Annotated in this window: 16 protein-coding genes and 1 pseudogene; 4 read left to right on the plus strand and 13 right to left on the minus strand. The window is 71.3% G+C overall.

All coding sequences use genetic code 11. The features are described 5' to 3' along the window. Positions 1-244: 244 nt before the first annotated feature. From ACWD6R_RS12950 to ACWD6R_RS12960, 3 genes are all read right to left on the minus strand, one after another. Complete coding sequence (locus ACWD6R_RS12950; RefSeq protein WP_451818721.1) at positions 245-1519, minus strand: HRDC domain-containing protein; 1275 nt, start codon at positions 1517-1519, stop codon at positions 245-247. A gap of 118 nt (positions 1520-1637) precedes the next feature. Then, positions 1638-2300: a helix-turn-helix transcriptional regulator gene (locus ACWD6R_RS12955; protein ID WP_024488613.1), complete on the minus strand. Its 663-nt coding sequence runs from the start codon at positions 2298-2300 to the stop codon at positions 1638-1640. Positions 2301-3001: 701 nt separating this feature from the next. Continuing rightward, positions 3002-3661 (minus strand): DUF3000 domain-containing protein, encoded by a 660-nt coding sequence (locus ACWD6R_RS12960; protein WP_451818722.1) that lies wholly within the window; start codon positions 3659-3661, stop codon positions 3002-3004. Positions 3662-3752: 91 nt separating this feature from the next. Here ACWD6R_RS12960 and hemE point away from each other — a divergent pair, with 91 nt between their 5' ends. Then, positions 3753-4826 (plus strand): uroporphyrinogen decarboxylase, encoded by a 1074-nt coding sequence (hemE, locus tag ACWD6R_RS12965; protein WP_451818723.1) that lies wholly within the window; start codon positions 3753-3755, stop codon positions 4824-4826. Positions 4827-5018: 192 nt separating this feature from the next. On the opposite strand, the gene ACWD6R_RS12970 is transcribed toward hemE, so the two are convergent. Together ACWD6R_RS12970 and ACWD6R_RS12975 are read right to left on the minus strand one after the other, a co-directional pair. Next, complete coding sequence (locus tag ACWD6R_RS12970) at positions 5019-6398, minus strand: FAD-dependent oxidoreductase (protein WP_451818724.1); 1380 nt, start codon at positions 6396-6398, stop codon at positions 5019-5021. A 46-nt stretch (positions 6399-6444) separates the two neighbouring features. Continuing rightward, positions 6445-7455: a DUF4349 domain-containing protein gene (locus tag ACWD6R_RS12975; RefSeq protein ID WP_451818725.1), complete on the minus strand. Its 1011-nt coding sequence runs from the start codon at positions 7453-7455 to the stop codon at positions 6445-6447. Between the two features lie 127 nt (positions 7456-7582). Here ACWD6R_RS12975 and hemG point away from each other — a divergent pair, with 127 nt between their 5' ends. After that, positions 7583-9070: a protoporphyrinogen oxidase gene (gene hemG / locus ACWD6R_RS12980; RefSeq protein WP_451818726.1), complete on the plus strand. Its 1488-nt coding sequence runs from the start codon at positions 7583-7585 to the stop codon at positions 9068-9070. Between the two features lie 4 nt (positions 9071-9074). After that, the gene (gene hemQ / locus ACWD6R_RS12985) at positions 9075-9803 is read left to right on the plus strand and encodes a hydrogen peroxide-dependent heme synthase (RefSeq protein WP_451818727.1); all 729 of its coding nucleotides are present in this window, start codon (positions 9075-9077) and stop codon (positions 9801-9803) included. Positions 9804-10223: 420 nt separating this feature from the next. Here the strand turns inward: hemQ and ACWD6R_RS12990 are convergent. From ACWD6R_RS12990 to ACWD6R_RS13000, 3 genes and pseudogenes are all read right to left on the minus strand, one after another. Then, positions 10224-10460 (minus strand): annotated as a pseudogene (locus tag ACWD6R_RS12990) (TIGR04222 domain-containing membrane protein); the annotation flags it as partial. A gap of 77 nt (positions 10461-10537) precedes the next feature. After that, positions 10538-11551, minus strand: coding sequence for a TIGR04222 domain-containing membrane protein (locus tag ACWD6R_RS12995; RefSeq protein ID WP_451818728.1), 1014 nt, complete (start codon positions 11549-11551; stop codon positions 10538-10540). 5 nt (positions 11552-11556) lie between these two features. Then, positions 11557-12972: a DUF692 domain-containing protein gene (locus ACWD6R_RS13000; protein WP_451818729.1), complete on the minus strand. Its 1416-nt coding sequence runs from the start codon at positions 12970-12972 to the stop codon at positions 11557-11559. Between the two features lie 115 nt (positions 12973-13087). Between ACWD6R_RS13000 and ACWD6R_RS13005 the strand changes: the two genes are divergently transcribed. After that, positions 13088-13222 (plus strand): hypothetical protein, encoded by a 135-nt coding sequence (locus tag ACWD6R_RS13005; protein ID WP_451818730.1) that lies wholly within the window; start codon positions 13088-13090, stop codon positions 13220-13222. 10 nt (positions 13223-13232) lie between these two features. On the opposite strand, the gene ACWD6R_RS13010 is transcribed toward ACWD6R_RS13005, so the two are convergent. The 5 genes from ACWD6R_RS13010 to ACWD6R_RS13030 form a co-directional block, all read right to left on the minus strand. Next, positions 13233-15074 (minus strand): acyl-CoA dehydrogenase, encoded by a 1842-nt coding sequence (locus ACWD6R_RS13010; RefSeq protein WP_451818731.1) that lies wholly within the window; start codon positions 15072-15074, stop codon positions 13233-13235. 101 nt (positions 15075-15175) lie between these two features. Next, positions 15176-16801 carry an AMP-binding protein gene (locus tag ACWD6R_RS13015; RefSeq protein ID WP_451818732.1) on the minus strand — a complete coding sequence of 542 codons (1626 nt, stop codon included), beginning with the start codon at positions 16799-16801 and terminating at the stop codon, positions 15176-15178. Between the two features lie 54 nt (positions 16802-16855). Beyond that, positions 16856-17863, minus strand: a complete 1008-nt coding sequence (locus ACWD6R_RS13020; protein ID WP_451818733.1) for an acyl-CoA desaturase — start codon at positions 17861-17863, stop codon at positions 16856-16858. A gap of 7 nt (positions 17864-17870) precedes the next feature. Next, positions 17871-18710 (minus strand): SDR family NAD(P)-dependent oxidoreductase, encoded by an 840-nt coding sequence (locus tag ACWD6R_RS13025; protein WP_451818734.1) that lies wholly within the window; start codon positions 18708-18710, stop codon positions 17871-17873. Beyond that, a complete protein-coding gene (locus ACWD6R_RS13030) occupies positions 18707-20011 on the minus strand; it encodes a protoporphyrinogen/coproporphyrinogen oxidase (RefSeq protein ID WP_451818735.1) in 1305 nt (434 codons plus the stop codon). The genes ACWD6R_RS13025 and ACWD6R_RS13030 overlap by 4 nt, the downstream gene beginning before the upstream one ends. Positions 20012-20038 lie beyond the last annotated feature (27 nt).

The raw sequence follows: 20038 nt of genomic DNA on the forward strand, positions 1-20038 counted from the left end.
GCGCGCCACACCCCCTCATGCTACTTGCGGGTAACCAGACTGCCCACCCCCCACGGCGGGAGCGGCGAAGGTCACATGCGGGCGGGGCGGGCGCGCGGCCGTTTCACCCTCCATTGCCGGATAGGCCGGATAGGCCGGAAGCGCCGATCGCCGGGCGGGCTCACGATGAGCCCGCCCGGCGATGGACGACACGGTGAGGCCGCGGGCCGCACAACCTGGCCCGAATTCGACCTCGGGAAGCCGCTCAGGCGGCCTCGGCCAGCGCGCGGACCAGCAGCGGCGCCACCTGTTCGACCTGCCAGCGCCGCGCTCCGTACGAGGTGAGCGCGTCCTCGACCGCGCCCGGCGTCGGATTCTTCGGCGGCTCCCAGCAGACGCGGCGCACCGTGTCCGGCGTGATCAGGTTCTCCTGCGGCAGGTGCAGCCGCTCGGCGAGCTCCGACACCGCGGCGCGGGCCGCCGACAGCCGGGCGGCTGCCACCGGGTCCTTGTCCGCCCAGGATCGCGGCGGCGGCGGGCCCGTGAGAGGCTGGCCCGGCTGAGGGAGCTCGGCTTCGGGCAGCGCCTTGGCCCGGTCGACGGCCGCCTGCCACTGCTCCAGCTGACGCCGTCCCATCCGGTGGCCGAAGCCGGGCAGGGCGGTCAGGGCCTGGACGTTGGCCGGCAGTGAGAGGGCCGCCTCGACGATCGCCGCGTCGCCGAGCACCTTGCCGGGCGAGATGTCGCGGCGCTGCGCGACCTGGTCACGGGCGTTCCACAGCTCCCGTACGACCGCCATCTGGCGGCGACGGCGCACCTTGTGCATACCGGACGTGCGGCGCCACGGGTCCTTGCGCGGGGGAGCGGGCGGCGCCGAGGCGATCGCGTCGAACTCCTCCTGCGCCCACTCCAGCTTGCCCTGATGGTCGAGCTCCCCCTCCAGGGCGTTACGCAGATCGATCAGCAGCTCGACATCGAGCGCGGCATAGCGGAGCCAGGGGTCGGGCAGCGGGCGGGTGGACCAGTCGACGGCGGAGTGCCCCTTCTCCAGCGCGTAGCCGAGCACGCTCTCGACCATCGCGCCGAGGCCGACCCGCGGGAATCCGGCCAGCCGCCCGGCGAGCTCCGTGTCGAAGAGCCCGGTGGGGGTCATCCCTATTTCGCGCAGGCAGGGCAGGTCCTGGGTGGCGGCGTGCAGGATCCACTCGCTGCCCTGCAGTGCCTCGCCGAGCGACGACAGGTTGGGGCAGCCGACCGGGTCGATCAGCGCGCTGCCCGCACCCTCACGGCGCAGCTGTACGAGATAGGCGCGCTGGCCGTAGCGGTAGCCGGATGCGCGTTCGGCATCGACGGCGACGGGGCCGGTGCCCGCGGCGAAGGCCGCGACCACCCGGGCGAGGGCGTCGTCGGACGTCACCACCGGGGGAATGCCCTCGCGAGGTTCGAGCAAGGGGATCGGCGCCGGGGCGACGTCGTCCGGGGGAGCGCCCCCGGTGGTTCGCAGTGAAGTGTCTGCTGCGGTCTCTTGGGCGTCGGTCACGTGTCAAGGGTATCTGTGTATGTACGGCGCCCGTCGACGGAACGTTCCGTCGACGGGCGCCGATGAATGTAAACCAGCCGGGTCCGTATCTCGGTACACGCCGGCCGGCGTGCTGGGGTCAGTGGATGATGCCCGTGCGCAGGGCCACGGCGACCATTCCGGCGCGGTCACCGGTGCCGAGCTTGCGGGCGATGCGGGCGAGGTGGCTCTTGACCGTCAGGGCGGAGAGCCCCATGGAGACGCCGATGGCCTTGTTGGACTGGCCTTCGGCAACCAGCCGGAGCACCTCCACCTCGCGGCCGGACAGTTCGCGGTAGCCGCCCGGGTGGCTCGGGGTGCCGGGGGGCCGGCGGTGCATACGGGCGGCATTGGCGCCGATGGGGGCGACGCCGGGTCGGGTCGGGTGGCCGATATTGGTGCGCGTGCCGGTGACGACATAGCCCTTCACGCCGCCCGCGAGGGCGTTGCGTACGGCGCCGATGTCATCGGCGGCGGAGAGGGCGAGGCCGTTCGGCCAGCCGGCGGCTCGGGTTTCGGACAACAGGGTCAGCCCGGAACCGTCGGGCAGATGGACGTCGGCAACACAGATGTCGCGCGGGTTGCCGACGCGGGGACGGGCCTCCGCGATGGACGACGCCTCGATGACGTCACGTACTCCGAGGGCCCACAGGTGGCGGGTGACGGTGGAACGGACGCGGGGGTCGGCCACGACGACCATGGCCGTCGGCTTGTTCGGGCGGTAGGCGACCAGGCTTGCGGGCTGCTCTAGGAGAACGGACACCAGGCCTCCTGGGAAGTGGCGGGACGGGCCGGCTCGGGGATGAAGCCGGGGCGAACCGTGCTTGAAGGGTCATTGACCTCTTCGGCAGCAGACCCGTCCTCCTTTAGAGGAAGATCACGATTTCATGCGTAACAATTCGGACAAATCGGACGGGTGATCGATTGTACGAAAAGAATGCCGGTAGCTGTGCGAAGCCTGTGACGCACCGTCGCGGACAGGATCCGGCCGCCGGGACGCGCGGCACGGTCCGGTGCCGCGTGCTCCGGCGGCCGGGACGAGCGTGCGGGATCCGGCGTACGGCACCGGCGGCGGGACGCTGCAGGCAGGACCGGGTGTCCGGGGGTACGGCGGCGCGACCGGGCGTGCGGGGCCGGGGGTGCGGATACGGCGGTGCGACCGGGCGTACGGGATCCGGCTGCGGAGCGATGGGCCGCGCCGGCGTGAGGAACCGGGGGTACGGATCCGGCATACCGGGCCCTCTGCCGGAGCCGCCGCGCGGAACCTGAGTCCCGGATCCGGCCTCGGACCGGCTACAAGGAATCGGCACAACGGAATCGGTGGGATACGGAACCGGCGTAGGCGGGATCCGCCTCCGCGTCCGCCCTGCACACCCACACGGCGCATCCGGCCTACGCAACCGGCCCGCGCCTTTGGCCCGGGCCGCTGGGACCCGCCCGTGGGAGTCCGCCCGCGTAGCCCCGCTACGGTGCCTGCGGGCCGCGCCGCTGGGGCAGTGTCACCACCGCCGCGTCGGCCGGTCCCGACGGCGGCAGACCGGCGATCTGGCACAGCAGATCTCCCCACGCCGCCAGATGCGCCGCCGTGTCCGGCACCCCGCCGCGCCCCTCGCGCGGCGTCCAGGACGCACGGATCTCGATCTGGGTCGCCGGGCGCCGCTCGGCCAGCGTCCCGAAGTAGTGGGAACCGGCGCGGGTGACCGTGCCGCCCGCCTCCCCGTACGACAGGCCCCGCGCCTCCAGCGCGCCGGTCAGCCAGGACCAGCACACCTCCGGCAGCAGCGGGTCGGACGCCATCTCCGGCTCCAGCTCGGCGCGTACCAGCGTGACCAGCCGGAATGTGCCGTGCCAGGCGTCGTGCCCGGCCGGATCGTGCAGCAGCACGAGGCGGCCGTCGGCGAGATCGTCCTCGCCGTCGACGACCGCCGCCTCCACGGCGTACGCGTGCGGAGCGAGGCGCTGGGGCGGCCGAGTCGGCTCCACTTCCAGCTCGGGGCGGAGCCGCGCGGAGCGCAACGCTTCCACCGCCGACCGGAACGCGGGCGGGACGGAACTGCCCTCCGCACTGTCCTTGCCGTCAGCGCTGTCGGAATGTTCGGAAAATTGTCCCTGAGCCGGAGCCATGCGGGGAAGAGTAGGCGGAACCGGAGCCTCGTGCAGGGAGGGACACCCTGCGGGACTCGGCTCCTTACCGCTTCATGCGAAGATTCTGTGCGTGAGCGCCAACGACAGCCCCTCGGGCCAGCAGACGAAGACCTCCGCCACCCATGAGTCGGCGTTCCTGAAGGCGTGCCGCCGCGAGCCCGTGCCGCACACGCCGGTCTGGTTCATGCGTCAGGCGGGGCGCTCGCTGCCTGAGTACCTGAAGGTGCGCGAGGGCATCGCGATGATCGACTCCTGCATGATGCCGGAGCTGGTCACGGAGATCACGCTGCAGCCCGTACGCCGCCACAAGGTCGACGCGGCGATCTACTTCAGCGACATCGTCGTCCCCCTCAAGGCCATCGGGATCGACCTCGACATCAAGCCCGGCGTCGGTCCGGTCATCGCGGACCCGATCCGTACCCGGGCCGACCTGGCCCGGCTGCGTGACCTCACGCCGGAGGACGTCCACTACGTCACCGAGGCCATCGGCATGCTCACCGCGGAACTCGGGTCGACGCCGCTCATCGGGTTCGCCGGTGCGCCGTTCACTCTCGCGAGCTACCTCGTGGAGGGCGGCCCGTCCCGCAGCCACGAGCGCACCAAGGCGATGATGTACGGCGAGCCGGAGCTCTGGGCCGAGCTGCTCGACCGGCTGGCGGAGATCACCGGTGCGTTCCTGAAGGTGCAGATCGAGGCGGGCGCCTCGGCCGTGCAGCTCTTCGACTCCTGGGTCGGCGCGCTCGCCCCCGCCGACTACCGCCGCTCCGTGATGCCGGCCTCCGCGAAGGTATTCGGCGCGGTTGCCTCGTACGGTGTCCCGCGCATCCACTTCGGTGTCGGCACCGGTGAACTGCTCGGGCTGATGGGCGAAGCGGGCGCGGATGTCGTCGGCGTCGACTGGCGGGTCCCGATGGACGAGGGTGCGCGCCGGGTCGGACCCGGCAAGGCGCTCCAGGGCAACCTCGACCCGGCGGTGCTGTTCGCGCCGACGGCGACGGTGGAGGCGAAGACGCGTGAGGTGCTGGACGCGGCCGCCGGTCTGGAAGGTCACATCTTCAACCTGGGGCACGGCGTGATGCCGACGACCGACCCGGGCGCACTGACCCGGCTCGTCGAGTACGTCCACACGCAGACGGCCCGCTGAACCGGTCGCCGAAACGCATCCTGCTCGCCGTGAAACCCTCGGGTTCCGCGGCGAGCAGTGCATTCGGGGGCGCGGCGCAGAGCGCGCGCACAGAGTGTCGGATCATGTGATCGATTCAACTCAGAGTACCCGATCCGTCGCAACCGGTGACCATGGAGTGATCGTCCGTCCGCCTGATGACGGAGAGTGCCCCTATACACCCGCAGCGCGCACGGCCTGGACCGTCTTGCGTGCCGCCACCAGGACCGGGTCCCACACAGGCGAGAACGGCGGGGCATATCCCAGGTCGAGCGCCGTCATCTGCTCCACGGTCATCCCCGCGGTGAGTGCGACCGCCGCGATGTCGACGCGCTTCGCCGCTCCGTCCCGGCCCACGATCTGTACGCCGAGCAGCCGGCCCGTGCGGTACTCCGCGAGCATCTTCACCGTCATCGGCTGAGTGCCCGGGTAGTAGCCCGCCCGCCCGGTCGACTCGACCGTCGCCGTGACGAACCGCAGCCCCACCGCGCGGGCGTCCTTCTCCCGCAGCCCCGTCCGGGCGATCTCCAGGTCGCAGACCTTGCTGACCGCCGTACCGACCACGCCCGGGAATGTCCCGTACCCGCCGCCCGCATTGGACCCGATGATCTGGCCGTGCTTGTTGGCGTGGGTGCCCAGCGCGATATGCCGGGTGCGGCCCGCCACCAGGTCGAGAACCTCGACGCAGTCGCCGCCCGCCCAGATGTTGTCGTGCCCGACGACCCGCATCGACAGATCGGTGAGCAGACCGCCGTGCGGGCCGACCGGTAGGCCGGCCGCGCGGGCCAGCGTCGTCTCCGGTTCGACGCCGATGCCGAGCACCACCACGTCCGCGGGGTAGGTCCCCTCCTCCGTGGCGACCGCGGTGACCCGGCCGTCGGCACCGGTGATGATCCTGCTGACCCGGGCCCGGTTCACCGTCGTGATGCCCAGACCGTCCATCGCGTCGTGGACCAGGCGCCCCATGTCGGGGTCGAGCGTCGCCATCGGCTGCTCCCCGCGGTTGAGGACCGTCACCTCGAAGCCGTGCTTCAGCAGCGCCTCCGCCATCTCGACACCGATGTAACCGGCGCCGACAACGACCGCGCGCCGGCCGGGCGCCCGGTCCAGGGAGTCCAGCAGCGCCTGGCCGTCGTCCAGGGTCTGCACCCCGTGCACCCCGGCCGCGTCCATGCCGGGCAGCGCGGGGCGTACCGGCCGGGCACCGGTCGCGATCACCAGCTTGTCGAAGCCGGCCCAGTACGTCTCGCCGGTCTCCCGGTCCAGCGCGCGCACCCGCTGCCCGGCGACATCGATCTCCGTCACCTCGGTGCGCATCCGCAGATCGATGGCGCGGGCCCGGTGCTCCTCGGGCGTACGGGCGATGAGGTCGTCCCGCTGCTCGACGTCTCCGCCGACCCAGTAGGGGATGCCGCAGGCGGAGTACGAGGTGAAGTGGCCGCGCTCGAAGGCGATGATGCCCATCTCGTCCGGCCCCTTGAGCCTGCGGGCCTGGGACGCGGCGGACATGCCCGCCGCGTCCCCGCCGACGACCACCAGTCGCTCCGCTGCCATGCCGGGTCCCTTCGAGCGTCGAGTCCGAAGGGCCCACGCTACGACCTCAGGGGGCGGACGGAGTCTCCGGCGGTACGGGAGCGTGCTCGGGCGCCGCCGCCGGTACGGGGGCGTGCACGGCCGCCCGGGGCGTGCGGCGCCGGGTGAGCCGGGTGCGTACCAGCCGCCAGAGCAGCAGCAGCGCGGCCGCGGCCGCCAGGAACGGCGCGGCCGCACCCACCGCCATCGCGATCCACTTCACCGTTGTCACGAACGCGTGCCAGCCGCCGCCGAGCGCGTCCACGAACCCCGGATCGTCGTCGTCCGCGCCCTGCGCCGAGGGCTCCGGCTCGGCGAGGTCGAGGGTGATCGTCGCCAGGGTGGTGCGGTCCTTGAGCGACTCCTGCCGGGCGAGCAGCGACTCCAGCTCCGCCTGGCGATTGCTCAGTTCCCCTTCCAGGGCGACCACATCGGCAATCTTCTCGGCCCGGTCCATCAGCTTCCGGACCCGGGCGACGCTCGCCCGCTGGGTGGCGATCCGGCTCTCCACGTCGACGACCTGATCGGTGACGTCCTTGGCCTCCGACGTACGGGACAGCAGCTTCCCGCCGCCCGCCAGCTTCCGCAGCACGGCGTCGTACTCGGCCTGCGGCACCCGCAGCACGAGGTGCGAGGTCTCGCGCAGGTCGTCGATCCGGTCGGTGGACTCGTTCGCCACCAGCCCGCCCGCATCCTCCGTGACCGAACGGGCCGCCGCGGCCGCCTTCGGCACGCTCTTCACCTCCACGGAGAGGGAGGCCTTGCGGATGACATGGGCGGTCGTCAGCGACGTGGGCTTCGCCGATCGAGCCGGGCTGCCGTCCGAGGCCGCCCGGTCCGACTCCCCGCCGGCGGATTCGGCGCGCTCCGCCGGGGCCGCCGCCTTGTTGTCCGCGGAGTCCATCGCGCTCTTGTCACCGGAACTGTCGTCGGAACCGCCGCAGCCGCTCAGCGCGATCAGCGCGGCGAGCATTCCGGCAGCGAGCACTGTGCGTGAACGACGGGTGGACGAACGGCTCGAATGACGTGCTCTCTGCATAACTGCTCCCCCGGGGCGGGTGGTTGATGGTGCCGGTTCGACGTGCGAGACGGGGGTGCGGGTTGCCCTTTACCGGTTTCGAAGAGGTCACGGTCAGGAGTCGGAAGAGGTTTGAGAGAGTGGAGGCATGCAGCGTTCAACACACCGCGTGGACACAGGTACGGGTCATGTCGTCGTCATCGGCGGCGGCATCGCCGGACTCACGGCCGCCCACCGGCTCATCGGCGCAGGACTGAGGGTCACGCTCCTGGAGGCGACCGACCGGCTGGGCGGCAAGCTCATGACCGGTGAGATCGCCGGCACCCGGGTCGATCTGGGTGCGGAGTCAATGCTGGCCAGGCGGCCGGAGGCGGTCGACCTGGCGCGCGCCGTCGGGCTCGGCGACCGGCTTCAGCCACCGGCCACCGCCACGGCGTCGGTCTGGACGCGGGGCGATCTGCGGCCGATGCCCAAGGGCCATGTGATGGGCGTCCCGGGCGACCCCGCCGCACTCAGCGGGGTGATCTCCCCGGAGGGTCTCGCCCGCATCGCGCAGGAACGGGACCTCACGCCGACCGCCGTCGGCGACGATGTCGCGATCGGCGCGTATGTCGCCGACCGGCTGGGCCGCGAGGTCGTCGACCGGCTCGTGGAGCCCCTGCTCGGCGGCGTCTACGCGGGCGACGCCTACCGGATCTCGATGCGCGCAGCCGTGCCGCAGCTCTTCGAGGTGGTCCAGGAGGGCGGCTCGCTGCTCGACGGCGTGCAGCGCATCCAGCGGCAGGCCGCAGCCCGGCAGCAGACCGGCCCGGTCTTCCAGGGCATCGACGGCGGCATCGGCACCCTGCCGGGCGCGGTCGCCGACGCCGTGCGCGCCGGAGGCGGCGAGATCCTCACCGCCACGCCCGTCCTGGGCCTTACCCGTACCGCCGACGGCTGGGACGTCCGCACCGACACCCGTTTGATCGCCGCCGACGGCATCGTCCTCGCCGCCCCCGCCTGGTCCGCGTCGACGCTGCTGGCCGCCGAGTCCCCGGCCGCCTCCGCCGAGCTCGCGGGCGTCGAGTACGCGTCGATGGCGCTGGTCACCCTGGCGTTCCGGCGCTCCGACGTGGCGGCCACGGGCGCCCTCGACGGGCGCTCCGGCTTCCTCGTGCCGCCGGTCGACGGCCGTACGATCAAGGCCTCCACCTTCTCCACCCACAAGTGGCAGTGGGTCGCCGACGCCGCCCCCGACCTGTTCATCCTGCGTACCTCGGTCGGCCGGTACGGCGAGGAGGACCATCTCCACCGCGAGGACACCGAACTCGTCGACGTCTCGCTGCGTGACCTCGCCGACGCCACCGGACTCGCCGCGAAGCCGGTGGACACCGAGGTCACCCGGTGGATCGGCGGCCTGCCCCAGTACCCCGTCGGCCATCTGACCCGGGTCGCCCGGATCCGCGACGAGGTCGCCAAGCTGCCGGCCCTGCGGGTCTGCGGAGCGGTGTACGACGGGGTCGGCATCCCCGCCTGCATCGCCGGCGCCCACCGGGCCGCGGACGAGATCGCCGCGGACATCGCGGGCGGGACCGCGGGAGAGATCATTGCCACTCCGACCCCGGTTCAGGGCACACGGAGCGAGGCGGGACAATAGCCGTATGAGTGCGCCTGAGACTGTGAAATCAACTAAGGGCCCGAACGCCGGTAAGAAGGCCAAGGACCTCAACGAGGTCATCCGCTACACGCTGTGGTCCGTCTTCAAGCTGCGCGATGTGCTGCCCGCCGACCGTGCCGGTTACGCCGACGAGGTCCAGGAGCTGTTCGACCAGCTCGCGGCCAAGGACATCACTGTCCGCGGCACCTACGACGTGTCCGGCCTGCGTGCCGACGCCGATGTCATGATCTGGTGGCACGCGGAGACGGCGGACGAGCTGCAGGAGGCGTACAACCTCTTCCGGCGCACCAAGCTGGGCCTGGCGCTGGAGCCCGTCTGGTCGAACATGGCGCTGCACCGCCCCGCCGAGTTCAACAAGTCGCACATCCCGGCGTTCCTCGCCGACGAGACGCCGCGCAACTACATCAGCGTGTACCCCTTCGTGCGCAGCTACGACTGGTACCTGCTGCCCGACGAGGACCGCCGCCGCATGCTCGCGGACCACGGCAAGATGGCCCGCGGCTACCCCGACGTCCGCGCCAACACCGTGGCTTCGTTCTCGCTCGGCGACTACGAGTGGGTCCTCGCCTTCGAGGCCGACGAGCTGTACCGCATCGTCGACCTCATGCGTCATCTGCGGGCCTCCGAGGCGCGGATGCACGTCCGCGAGGAGGTCCCCTTCTACACGGGCCGCAGGAAGTCCGTCGCAGACCTGGTGGCCGGGCTCGCGTAGCGAGCGGGCTCCGACCACCCCAACCCGGAAGATTCAGACGGCGGGCGCCGGCGCACAGCTGTGCGCTGCCCGCCGCTCCAGCGACACCGGGTTCGGCTTCGGGTTCGCCGAGGGCTCCGACCTGCGGCGATCCCGAGACCTGCGGGGAAGCGCACCGCCCTTCCCCGCAGGTCCCCGGCCCGCCTCCGCGTGGGCCGGTCGCATGTTCCCGCGGCGGCACGACGGTCCGTGCCGCCCCGCCGCACGAGCGCTCACCAGCCAGGAACGGCTTCGCCCCGTACCTCGCCGCCGATCTGCGTGGCCGGCCGGTGCGCCCGTTCATCGTCGCCGAACTTGTGGACAGGGGCGAAGACCGTGTGGCTGTCGGCCCACCGCTCGTAGTCGACCCCGGTGGCTACATCGGGGAAAACGCTGAGTGACCACGACCGTCGCCCAGCCGGTGTGGGCGAGGAGCAGGCGCCTGCGCAGATGCATGGTGACGAGTGCGAGATCCGCGACCCGGTGCGGGCCGCCGGCCAGGAACGCCGTCTCATACAGGGTCAGTTCGACATTACCGGGGTCCCGGACCCGGTCGACGGCTGCGGCGGCGAGGCAGAGCCGGAGACAGGAGAGAGCCGCCGCACCCGACGCGACCAGCAGTAACAGAACCCAGAGCATGTCCGAGTTCTATGCGAGGTGCGCCGGGGAGCGCCATGGCCTGCTCGCTATTCGGACGGGCGTGCGAGGTGCTGGTGTCAGGTGCTGCTGCCGCAGCTCGACCCCCCGCAGCTGGATCCACTGCTGCTGGAACAGCTGGAGCCGCCCGACCCGCCGCAACCGGATCCGGAACTGCCGCCGCACCCGCTGCCTCCTCCGCAGCTGCTGCCCCCGCCCGGGGTCCCGCTGGAGCTCCCGCAGCCGGAGCCGGAAACGCCCGAACCGGCGCACCACACCGTCGCGACGAAGTGGTCGTTGCTGCCGGAGGAGGAGTGCGAGGGCGACATCGGCCGCATCCCGCCGGCCGTCCGCATCCGTGCGGCCGCCGCCAACTGCGCCCGCAGCACGGGATCGGGCAGCGCACGCAGCCCCAGATTCGCCACGAGGTGGGCGGGTTCGGCGGTGCAGGCATGGGCGGCGCGGTACTGCTCGGCGGCGCGCCGCCCTGCCTTGGTGATCCGGGCGCGGGCGACGCCCGCGCAGATCAGCCCGGTCGGAAAGCCGACGAACAGGGCGGGGAGCACCTTGACGATGAAGGGGAGGGAGGAGTCGAGCTTGTCGGACTCCGCCATGGACTGTGACACCGTCACCGCGAAGGAGACCGGGATGGCCAGCAGGCAGCCCAGCCCCTGGAACAGGCCCCAGCGGCGCCACTTCACGGTGGCCTCCGGTGCGGCCAGCAGTCCGCGGGCCGCGAGCCCGTCACCGATCTCCTGCACCGCGGGATGCCGCATCACCGCATCCCGCAGGGTGTGCAGCGCACCGCTGGGGGCGGCGGCGTGCTCCTGGAGAAAGGCTCGCTCCACCGGGTCGTGGGCGACCGGCCGCTGGACGGAGACGATGCCGGGACCGCCGACCGCCAGGCGTCCGTCCGTCTGCATGGCGGCGAGTGCGGTGTCCACGACCCTGCCGGGCCCGCCGTTCAGGAATGCCACTTCGTAGAGGTCGTGGGCAGGGCCACCGGGGCCGCGCCGGGCATTCGAGAGTCCCACGATCAGGAGGGTCGAGGAGACCGCGACGGCCAGCGTCACCAGCAGAGCGACGATGTTCATTCCGGTCACCTCCCCACGAGCGCGGCGCGGGCGGCCCGTACCAGCCGGGTGGTGCGGCGCGGCGGCCTGGCGGCCGCGCGGTCCTGCCACCAGTGGGTCAGCCGACGGCGGGCGGCGTCGTCGGCGGGACGGCCGGCGATCAGCAGCTGCTCGGCGAAGTCCAGTGCGTCGCGCCGGTATCCGGCGGACATGGGGCGGGTCCTGGCGTACGCGAGGAACGCGCGCCGGTAGCCGTCACCGAGGATCTCGGGCAGCTCCGGAGCGACCTTGGCGACGACGTCGGCGCGCTTCGCGGCCAGGGCGCGGCTCTGGATGCCGAGGCGGCGGGGGGCGAAACCCTCGGGGGCCGGGGTGCCTGCGACGAGGGCGGAGAGCAGCGCGGTCTGGGCGACGGCGGCACGGTCCCGGGTGGCGTCGACGGCGCGGTCGCGGGCGGCGGCGGTGGCGCCGGAGGTGTCGGCCGTGGTGGCGTCGGACGAGGCGACACCCGCACGGGCGGTCTCCGTCAGGTGACCGGTGAGGTGCCCCGCAGGCCCGCTCGGGACGGCGTCGTCGCCGGACCGTCCCGACCGACCGGCACTGGGTCCCCGTCCGTCCTTCCCCGCCGCGTCCAACGTCGTGCGGATCGCCGTCAGTTCGCCCGCCAGCTCCTCCGCCGGCGGGAAATCGTCGTCGCGCTCCAGCAGGACGCCCGGCGGGTCGACCCGGGAGCGGAGCTCGGCGAGTACGTCGAGGACGGGACGCGTCACCGGGTGGGCGTGCGTGTCGTGCCAGACGCCGTCCTTCTCGAGCCCGCCCGCCACATGGACGTATGCGATCGCCTCCACCGGCAGTTCGTCGAGCGCCTTCGCGGGGTCCTCGCCGCGGTTGACGTGGTTGGTGTGCAGGTTGGCCACGTCGATCAGCAGCCGGGCCCCGGTGCGTGCGACCAGCTCGGCCAGGAACTGGCCCTCGGTCAGCTCCTCGTCGGGCCAGGCGATCAGCGCCGCGATGTTCTCCAGCGCCAGCGGCACCGGCAGCGAGTCCTGCGCGATCCGGACGTTCTCGCACAGGACGTCCAGTGCGTCCCAGGTCCGCGGCACGGGCAGCAGGTGGCCCGCTTCGAGCCCCGGCGACGCGGTGCGTGTCCCCCCGGCCCGTACGAAGGCGATGTGCTCCGTGACCAGCGGTGTGCCCAGCAGCGTGGCCCGCGCGGCAAGGTCCGCGAGCCGGCCGGGGTCGGGGCGGTCGGCCCCGCCGAGGCCCAGCGAGACGCCGTGCGGGACGACGGTCACGCCGCGGGCGCGAAGCCGTACCAGGGAGTCGGGCAGGTGGTCGGTGCAGAGGTTCTCCGCGACCGCTTCCACCCAGTCGATCCCAGGCAGTGCCTCCACCGCATCCTCGATCTCCGGTCGCCAGCCGATGCCGATTCCGAGCTCCATGGTGTCCCCCTCCTCCACTGCGTGCAGGGGTGATGGCCCCGACGGGCAGCGGCCAATCCGAAGAGGGAGACGTTCAGAGCATGATTTGAGGTTCCGGCCACGGAGGGACCGGCGCGTGGACCGGTGCGCCGACCGGTGCGGTCCCGCTCAGGGCATCGGCATCGTGGACGGGCGCGAGGTGAAGGACCGGTCCCCGGTCGGCTCCGCGGGCACCGGCAGCGGCGGCACCCCGCCCGACCAGTTTTCTTGACCTGCGGGTACTACCAGCCTTCCTCCTCCACGTCCATGAGCACCGAGTCCTCGCGCTCGGCGATACGGCGCTGCGCCGCGACCATCGGAAGCACCTCCTGGGCGAAGAACCGCGCGGTGGCGATCTTCCCCCGGTAGAAGGCGAGTCGGGTCCGCTGAGTCCGCGAGGTTCCGCTCTCGGCCTCCGCCAGCCGCTCGGCCGCGACCGCGGCCTGCCGCAGCAGCAGCCACGTCAGCAGCACATCCCCCGCTGCCATCAGCAGCCGCGTCGTACTGCGCCCGACCTCGTAGATGGCCGTCGGCTCCTCGAGAGACGCCAGAAGCCGGCCGCCGAGCTGTTTCGCCATCGCCTGCAGATGTGCCGACGACTCGCCCAACAGGGCTCGCTCCTCCCGCAGTCCGTCGTCGACGGCCACGCTCTTGCCCACCTCGGCGAGCAGCAGGCCGAGCGTCTGTCCCTGGTCCCGGGCGATTTTCCGGAAGAAGAGGTCCAGGCCCTGGATCGCGGTCGTGCCCTCGTACAGGGTGTCGATACGGGTGTCGCGGATGTACTGCTCCAGCGGGAAGTCCTTCGTATAGCCGACGCCGCCGACGGTCTGCAACCCGTGCCCGAGCTGCTCGCAGGCCTTCTCCGAGCTGTAGCCCTTCACAATCGGCAGCAGTAGGTCGTTGAGAGCTGCCGCTTCCGTGTCCTGGGTGCCCGACGCCTCTGCCGCCGCGATCCGGTCCTGCATCGTGGCGGTGTACAGAACCAGGGCCCGAAGTCCCTCCGTGTACCCCTTCTGAAGCAGCAGGGAGCGCCGCACATCAGGATGGCGCAGTATGGGGACGCGCGGGGCCGTCCTGTCCGCGAGGGAGGTCAGGTCCGCACCCTGGATACGGACCTTGGCGTACTCGAGGGCGTTGAGGTAGCTGGTCGAGAGCGTCGCCATCGACTTGGTCCCGATGATCATCCGGGCCTGCTCGATGATGTGGAACATCTGCCGGATTCCGTCGTGCACCTCGCCAAGGAGCCAGCCGACCGCCGGCGTCCCGTCGCCGAAGGTCAGCTCGCAGGTGGCGGACGCCTTCAGGCCCATCTTGTCCTCGAGCGCGGTCGCGAACACCCCATTGCGTTTGCCGAGTTCACCCGTTGCCCAGTCCGTGACGTGGAACTTCGGCACGATGAAGAGCGAGAGCCCCTTGGTGCCGGAACCATGGCCCTCGGGCCGCGCGAGCACGAAGTGCACGATGTTCTCGGCGAGATCGTGCTCACCGGAGGTGATGAACCGCTTCACGCCCTCGATGTGCCAGCTGCCGTCCGCCTGCCGCACGGCCTTGGTCCGGCCCGCACCCACATCGCTGCCGGCCTCCGGCTCGGTGAGAACCATCGTCGTGCCCCACTGGCGCTCGACGATGTGCCGCGCCAACTGCCGCTGCTCATCGGTCCCGAGCTGATCGATGATCTTCGCGAAGCCCGCGATCGCCTGGTACATGTAAAGCGCCGGATTGGCCCCGAGCACCAGCTCCGCGACGGCCCAGCACAGTGACGGCGGCACGCCCGCGCCGCCGAGCGACTCGGGCAGGCCGATCAGATACCAGCCGGACTCCATCCAGGCGCGGTAGGCCTTCCTGAACGGCTCGGGCAGAGTCACCGAGCGGCCCTCGGGGTCGTACACGGGTGGGGTGCGATCCGCTTCGATCGCGGGGTCGGCGAGCTGCTCGACGGCGAAGCGCTCCACTTCGGCGAGCAGGTCGCGGGCGGTCTCCCGGGTGGTGCCCGTGAAGGCGCCCCGGCCGTACGTCTCCGCGCGGCCGAGCACCTCGAAAAGGTTGAACTCCAGGTCCCTGAGGTTGGACCGGTAGTGGCTCATAGGCGGTTGTCTCCTTCGTGGTCGTGGGACTTCATGACGGAGGGACGTCATGGCAGGGGCCCGACCGGACACGACCGGCCGGGCCCCGCACACACTCCTGGTCAGGCGAACGTCACCCGGGCCACGGGGGCGAGCTGCCCCTCATGGAGCAGCACCCGGCAGCGGAACCGCTGGATCTTGCCGCTGGGCGTCTTCGGCAGCACACCGCGCGGCAGGAACAGACACTCTGCGAGTGCGACCCCGGCCTTCTCCATGGCCAGGGCCGCCGCCTCCTCGGCGATGGGCCGGTAGTCGCGCGGGTTGCCCTGCGGCTCCACCATCAGGATGAGCCGGGACATCCCCGCATCGCCCGCGTCAATGACGGCCGCGCACCCTTTGCGCACGTTCCTGAGGCTGTCGACCGCGGACTCGATCTCGGAGGCATAGACCTTCCGCCCGCCCACCGACAGCATGTCGTCGGCGCGGCCCAGGACGTACAGCTCGTTGTCCTGGACGAAGCCCAGGTCGCCGGTTTGCAGCCAGGAGTCCTTGAACCTGACGGCCGTGCGCTCCGGGTCGGCGTAGTAGCCGTTCGCCAGGCTCGGCGACGCCACCTGGATCTCCGCGATCCGGCCGCCCGACCCGGCCCGCACGGTGACCCCGGGCAGGGCAGGGCCGTTGGAGACGAGCCGGGTGGACTTCGGGTGGTCGGGCGCCACCTCGATCACCGAGCCCTCGACGAGCGCGGGCCCGTCGAAGGCGAGTGCTTTGGGCGCCTGCGCCCAGGGCTTGCCAGTCACCGCGAGCGTCGCCTCGGCCATGCCGTACGCCGGCTGGAACGCGGAGTCGGCCAGGCCGAACGGCCGGAACTTCTCCGTCGCCGTGACGAGTGTGTTCCAGTCGACGCGCTCCGCGCCGATCACGGCGGCCCGCAGCTTCAGCTCCTTCGGCAGTGAACCCCGCCCCTGTGCCCGCGCCGCGAGATACACGGCCGTGCTGGTGCCCGCCGTCATCGTCGCCTCGTACTCCGACATGTCTCGGAACCATGTGCGCGGCGCCATCCCGAACCGGTCGGGCGAGGACAGTACGAAGTCGAAGTCGTACGCCCACGAGTACAGCAGACAGCCGAACATGCCCATGTCGTGCGAGAGGGGCAGCCATGAGGCCACGGTGTCCGCGCCCGGTCGGCCGCCCGTCAGATGCAGGATGATCTGCAGCTGCTGCTCGATGGAACGGGTGGTGAGCGCACACCCCTTGGGCATGCTGGTGGAGCCGGACGAGTACTGGATGAACGCCAGGTCGTCCCGTCCCGGCGGGCTTGGCTCGACGCGCCCCGAGCCGCGTAGGGCGGACCAGCCGCGGACCGGAAGGTGCCTGCTCAGCTCCTCCGGGACCATGCTGGTCAGCCAGTCGTCGACGAGCAGGAGCGTCGGGTCCAGCCGCGCCGAAAGCGCGAGGAGCTGCTCACCGTACGCCGCGTGGCTCTGTCCGCGGGTGGGTAGCGGAAGCGAGGCCACCGCGCCGCCCGCCAGCCAGACGGCGAGCAGCCCGCGGACGGTGTCAGGGGTGTTGGTGAGGATCGCGGCGACCCGGGTGCCCGGCCCCACACCGAGGGTGCGGAGTCCGGCGGCCATCCCGTGCGCGTCCTTGACGACCTCGCGCCAGGGCGTGTGGTCGAACTCGTCGCCGTTCCACTCGTGCAGTACGCCGTGCGAGGCACGGTTGGTCAGGGCGTTGAAGAACTCCACGTACGTGTTTCCCCGTCTCTCGTGTTTCTCTCGTTTGCCCGGGTCTCCCTCGGCCTACTCGACGTCCACGAGGGAGGCGTCGGAGTCGCGGGAGCGTTCGGCCATGGGGGCGAGGGACTGCTGGGACTCCAGGAGTTCCCTCTTGTCCATCGAAGTCCCGCTGACTCGGCTGACGTTGGCCTCGCGCATGGTCATGCGCTCGGGGTCGACACGAACGACCTTCCAGGCCAGGTGGGTCTTCTCCAGGGACCAGATGAGCATCGCCGAGAGGTCGATCTCGTACCACTTCATGCCGTGCCTGGCGGAGCGGGGGAAGGCGTGGTGGTTGTTGTGCCAGGCCTCCCCGAACGAGGGGATCGACAGCCAGGCCACGTTGCGCGACTGGTCGGTGGTTTCGAAGCGGCGACGTCCGAAGACGTGCCCGACGGAGTTGACGGCGTACGTCATGTGGTTGATGAGGAAGATACGCACCAGGCCGCCCCACAGCATGCCCGTCAACCCGGCCCGCACCGAGCCGCCGGTGATCGCGTAGGCGATGACGCCGGGCAGGACCACACTGGAGGCGGTGACGAGGACCAGGTGCTCGCTCAGCCAGCGCAGAGGCTTCTCGCGGACCAGGTCGGGGCAGTAGCGCATCGGGTCGGAGCTGAGCTCGACGTCGAAGAGCCAGCCCAGGTGGGCGTGCCACAGCCCGGCCATGGTGCCCTTGATGCCGGGTTCGAAGTCCAGGTGCGGGGAGTGCGGGTCGCCCTGCTTGTCGGCGACGCGGTGGTGCTTGCGGTGGTGGGCGGCCCAGATCAGCGGCGGCCCCTGCCCGGCCATCACGCCGGCGGTGGCGAGGGCGATGCGGATAGGTTTGTAGGTCTCGAACGAGCGGTGGGTCAGCATGCGGTGGTAACCGGCGGAGATCCCGAAGCCGGAGATGGCGTACATGATGACCAGGACGACGACGTCCGACCAGCCGAAGATCTCGTTCCACAGCAGTCCCATGGCGCCGAAGACCGCGACGAGCGGTATCAACGACGCCCCGAGTATGAACCAGCGATGCTTTCTGCCGTCCATGTGCTTCTCACTTCCGGGAGTTGACTGTCTGTCTGTTGCGGGTGGTACCTGCGCCCCTGGCCTTGCGGAACAGGGGGAGAAATGCCGCGCGCAGCACGGGAATGAGCAGCGCGCGCGGGGTGTGGCGGCCCGCGAGGTACTGGGCCTTGGCGACAGGTCCGGGGACCACGACGCGGCGCCCTTGGGCGAGACCGCGCAGGCCCGCCTCGGCGACGCGCCGGGGTGTGAGCCAGGCGAGGAACCGATGCTCCTGCAGCCCCGAAATGCCGCCCACCGCGTAGAAGTTGGTGCGCACGGGCCCGGGTGAGAGCAGTGTGCAGCTCACGCCGGTGCCGCGCAGTTCGTCGTGGAGCGACTCGGCGAAGGTGTTGGCGAAGGCCTTGGTCGCCGAGTAGGTGGCCGCCGTCGGCACGGGCTGGTAGCCCGCGGTCGAACCGGTGACCAGAATGCGGCCGTGACGGCGGGCCAGCATGCCGGGGAGGAGGGCCTGGGTGAGGGCGTGCAGTGAGACGACGTTGACCTGGACCTCGGCGGTCTCCTTCGCGGGGTCGTTCTCGCTGAACGGCCCGCAGGTGGGAAACCCCGCGTTGGCGCAGAGCACCGACACCGGCTCCCCGGCGAGTTCTCTGGCCAGCTCACCGCGCGCGGCTGAGTCGGCCAGATCGCAGCTCCTGACGTGCACGGTCACGCGGTGCTTGTCCCGCAGCTCCTTGGCGAGCAGTTCCAGGGCCTGGGTGTTGCGCGCGGTCAGCCACAAGCCGTATCCGCGCGCGGCCAGGCCTCGGGCGAGGTGTTCGCCGATGCCGGAGGAGGCGCCGGTGACGACCGCCCACTTCGGGGCGCTCACGCGTGGTTCCCTGGGGAGCCGAGGTGCGTGGCGAGCCGTCCGGCCGCCGCGCGGCCCGTCCGCGCGCATGCCTCGATGGACACGCCCTGGATGTAGTCGCCCGCGAGCTCCAGGCCCGCTATGCCCGTGACGCTCCGGCGGACCTCCGCCAGGAACTCGGCGTGGTAGGGGAGATAGCCGCTGTAGGCGGCCTTCCAGTGCTTGACCAGGAGATTGACGCGCTCGGCGCGCGGCGCGCCCAGATACTTCACCAGGCGCTCCTCGGTCTCACCCGTGAGCCGGTCGATGTTCTCGGCACTGAGGTCGGTGAGCCTGCCCTCGCGGCCGCTGTAGGTGTAGCGGACGATGTGGCGGTCTTCCTGGCCGTACGAACCGGCGTTGCTGCACGGCCCGTCGTCCATGGCGAGCGCGCGCACGTCATGCGTGAACATGTCCCGGTCGTACTCGACGAGCACCACGGTCGACGGGAAGTAATTCACGTCGCTGAGCCGGCGGGCGAGCGCGGGCCGGGCGGAGCGGACGATCTCGGCGGTGGCGTAGGCGGGAGTGGCGAGCACCACGCCGTCGTAGTCGCTGGACTTCGCCTCGGCGCCCTCCTCCGAGATCCGCAGGCCCGTGACCCTGCCGTCGCGGATCTCCAGGCACTCGACCGCCGAGTTGAGCCGCACCGGTACGCGCTTGGCGAACGCTTCCAGGACGGGCTGGATGCCGCCTGACAACTGGTCGTAGTGATCCATCAGCATCGCGATGTTGGTGCCGAAGGTGCCGGGGTAGACCTCGTCGGGTTCGGCTCCGTTGTTGCGGATCACCATGGGCCGCACCAGCATGTCCGTCATCTCGGGACCGAAGAACTCGCTGAGCGGGGTGTGGTCGTGCTTGCGCGAGACGCCGCTGAAGTAGCGCGAGCCGAGGAAGCGGTTGCGCCGGTCGGCGCGGATGCGGGCCGCCATGCCCGCCATCCGCGCGAAGTCCCGGGACGAGCCCATGCGCCGGATGTTCTTCAGGGTCTGGCTGCGGCGCTCGCTGTCGAGCGTGAGCACCTCGCCGTCCTTGATGCGGGACGCGTTGTATCCGAAGCTCTCGTACACGTCCGAGCCGAGCTCCGAGGCGAACCAGCGGAAGGTGTGGTACTGGCGGCCAATGTTCTTGCCGCCCGTCATGACGCGCCGGTCGCCCAGCTTGTCGAGACCGAAGCGGCCGCCCAACGTGCCCTCTGCCTCGATGACTTCGACGTTGTGGCCGAGCAGGTCGAGGCGGAGCGCGGCGGTGAGACCCGCTATGCCGCCGCCCACCACTGCCACGCGCCGCTGTGTACGTTCAAATGGCAT

Source organism: Streptomyces sp. NPDC005151 (genome assembly GCF_053599875.1).